General features: G+C 57.9%; 4 protein-coding genes. 3 read left to right on the top strand and 1 reads right to left on the bottom strand.

Annotated features, from left to right (window positions below; all coding sequences use genetic code 11):
* Positions 1-69 precede the first annotated feature (69 nt).
* Both rpsR and rplI read left to right on the top strand, forming a co-directional pair.
* Positions 70-351: a 30S ribosomal protein S18 gene (gene rpsR / locus Q0O19_RS13990; RefSeq protein ID WP_019427495.1), complete on the top strand. Its 282-nt coding sequence runs from the start codon at positions 70-72 to the stop codon at positions 349-351.
* 11 nt (positions 352-362) lie between these two features.
* Complete coding sequence (gene rplI / locus Q0O19_RS13985; RefSeq protein WP_295523988.1) at positions 363-815, top strand: 50S ribosomal protein L9; 453 nt, start codon at positions 363-365, stop codon at positions 813-815.
* Positions 816-884: 69 nt separating this feature from the next.
* Here the strand turns inward: rplI and Q0O19_RS13980 are convergent, their stop codons facing one another.
* Entirely contained in the window at positions 885-2,417 is a 1,533-nt protein-coding gene (locus tag Q0O19_RS13980; protein ID WP_295523985.1) for a helicase HerA-like C-terminal domain-containing protein, read from the bottom strand.
* Between the two features lie 71 nt (positions 2,418-2,488).
* Here Q0O19_RS13980 and Q0O19_RS13975 point away from each other — a divergent pair.
* Positions 2,489-3,090 (top strand): YebC/PmpR family DNA-binding transcriptional regulator (locus Q0O19_RS13975; protein ID WP_295523990.1); only part of this gene is annotated, 602 nt, incomplete at its 3' end.

The following is a 3,090-nucleotide window of genomic DNA, read 5'->3' as shown; positions in this document are numbered from 1 at the left end:
CCCTCGACAAGGCAAAAGTGTCGTGTTGCACATTCAAGAGTTTCAGCAAGATTAATTTCAGGAGGCCCCATGGCCACGTTCAAAAAATTCAACAAAGACAAGCGCCCTAAGCGCAACACCCAGTCACTGCTGTTCAAGCGCAAGCGTTTCTGCCGCTTCACAGTCACTGGCGTCGAAGAAATCGACTATAAAGATGTGGACACCTTGCGTGACTTCATCGCCGAAAACGGCAAAATCATTCCTGCGCGCCTGACTGGCACCCGTGCCATTTTCCAGCGTCAGCTCAACACAGCCATCAAGCGCGCACGCTTCCTGGCCATGTTGCCCTACACCGACCAGCACAAAGTCTAAGGAGTCCAACCATGCAAATCATTCTGCTCGAAAAGGTTGTGAACCTGGGTAATCTGGGCGATATCGTCAAAGTCAAAGACGGCTACGCTCGTAACTTCCTGATTCCACAGGGCCGTGCTCGCCGTGCCACCGAAACCAACAAGGCCGAGTTTGAAGCTCGCCGTGTTGAACTCGAAAAAGCCGCTGCGGCCAAATTGGCCGAAGCGCAAGCCCAAGGCGAAAAAATGTCAGGCACGGTGGTCAAGTTGTCGCAAAAAGCGGGTGTGGATGGCCGTTTGTTTGGCTCCGTCACCAACAACGACATCGCCGAAGCTCTGAACAAACAAGGCTACAAGCTGCTCAAGTCGCAGATCCGTATGCCTTTGGGTCCCATCAAAACGGTCAGCGAATCCACTGTGGCTGTGGCTTTGCACACCGACGTGGTGATCGAGGTGACTGTCGCCGTACTCGGCGAAACCGCCTGATCCTGCCTGACGCTGTCAGACTCCTCCAAAACCGCCGGGTACACCCCGGCGGTTTTTTTACGCCCGAGATCAGCGGCGGCGGCTGGAACCCAACAAGCCACCCAGCACGCCTCGAACGATTTCTCGTCCAATCGCTGAACCCACGGTGCGAACGGCGCTTTTGACGACCAGTTGGGCCACGCCATCGCGTTGACCGCCTCTGGGCCCGGTGCTGCCAAACAGAATGTTGGACAGGCCACCCATCAAGCCGCCGTTTTCTGGCTCTGAAGTGACAGTGGTTTGACCTGGCAAGGTGCCACCAGGGGAGACTGCAGCCGTGCTGGGGGTGTTGGAGCCCTTGATCTTCTCAAACGCCGATTCTCGGTCTTGGGTTTGTTCGTAAACCCCGGCCACCAAAGAGCCTTGAATCAGCGCTTGGCGTTGCTCAGGGGTGATGGGCCCCAGCTGGCTGCCCGGGGGCAGAACAAACACGCGCTCGGTCTCGCAGGGCCGCCCTTTGGCGTCCAGAAAGCTCACCAAAGCCTCACCTACGGCCAGCTCGGTGATGGCCGCTTCGATGTTCAGCCCCGACTTGGGGCGCATGGTTTGCGCCGTGGAAGCCACGGCCTTTTGGTCGCGCGGTGTGTAGGCCCGCAAGGCATGCTGCACCCGGTTGCCCAATTGGCCCAGCACACTGTCGGGGATGTCCAGCGGGTTTTGGGTGACGAAGTAAACCCCGACCCCTTTGGATCGGACCAATCGGACCACCAACTCGATGCGCTCGACCAATACCGCAGGCGCGTCTTTGAAGAGCAAGTGCGCTTCATCAAAGAAAAACACCAATTTGGGCTTTTCCGGGTCACCGATTTCGGGCAGCACCTCGAACAACTCGGACAGCATCCACAGCAAGAACGTGGCGTACAGACGCGGCGAATTCATGAGCTTGTCGGCCGCCAGGATGTTCACCACGCCTTGGCCTTGCGCGTCGGTCTGCATGAAATCTTCGATGTTGAGCATGGGCTCGCCAAAGAACTGGTCACCGCCCTGGCTCTCGATTTGCACCAAGCCCCGTTGGATGGCGCCGATGCTGGCGGCGCTGATGTTGCCGTACTCGGTGGTGAATTGTTTGGCGTTGTCGCCCACGAACTGCAGCATGGCCCGCAGGTCTTTCATGTCCAGCAGCAGCAAGCCTTGGTCGTCTGCGATCTTGAAGACCAGGTTCAACACCCCTGCTTGGGTATCGTTAAGACCCAACATGCGCGTGAGCAGCAAAGGCCCCATGTCGGAGATGGTGGCGCGCACCGGGTGGCCACGCTCACCAAACACGTCCCACACGGTGGTGGGGCAGGCCAGCGGTTCAGGCAAAGCCATGCCGCGTTCTTTCAACACAACCGCCAGTTTCTCACCGATCTTGCCGCGCTGGCTGATGCCGGTCAGATCGCCCTTCACGTCGGCCATGAAGACGGGAACACCGAGGCGGGAAAAATTTTCGGCCAAGGTTTGCAAGGTCACGGTTTTGCCAGTTCCCGTGGCGCCGGTGATCAGCCCGTGACGGTTAGCAAGACCTGGCAACAGGTGACACTGCGCCAGAGAATTTTGTGCAATCAGCATTGGATCGGCCATGTGGTGATGTCTCCCGTCGGTGAAAAGTAAAATCCAAGCTCTAGGTTAAATCAACATTCAAGGAATTCCCACTGGCGGGCCACAGTAAATGGGCAAATATTCAGCACCGCAAGGGGCGCCAAGATGAAAAACGACAGCGCATCTGGACCCGGGTGGTGCGTGAAATCATGGTCGCGGCCCGCACGGGTGGTGGCGATGTCAGCGCCAACCCGCGCTTGCGCTTGGCCATTGAAAAGGCCAAAGCGGCCAACATGCCGGCCGACACCATCAAGCGCAACGTGGACAAAGCCACCGGCAACCTCGAAGGCGTGAGCTACGAGGAAATCCGATACGAAGGCTATGGCATTGGGGGTGCCGCCATCATTGTGGACACCATGACCGACAACCGGGTGCGTACTGTGGCCGAGGTGCGACACGCTTTGAGCAAGCACGGTGGCAATTTGGGCACCGAGGGCTCTGTCGCTTTTCAGTTCCAACATTGCGGACAACTGATCTTTGCTCCAGGCACGAATGAAGACCAACTCATGACCGTGGCGCTTGAAGCGGGTGCCGAGGACGTGATCACGGATGCCGACGGCGCCATCGAGGTGCTGACCGCTTACACGGATTTTGAATCGGTGAAAAACACGTTGGAATCGGCCGGTTTTGTGGCTGAGGTGGCCGAGGTGACCAT

The organism is Limnohabitans sp. Rim8, assembly GCF_945869175.1.
In the GTDB taxonomy this organism is placed as follows: Bacteria; Pseudomonadota; Gammaproteobacteria; order Burkholderiales; family Burkholderiaceae_C; genus Limnohabitans_A.
This window is presented reverse-complemented; position numbering and strand designations above follow the sequence as displayed.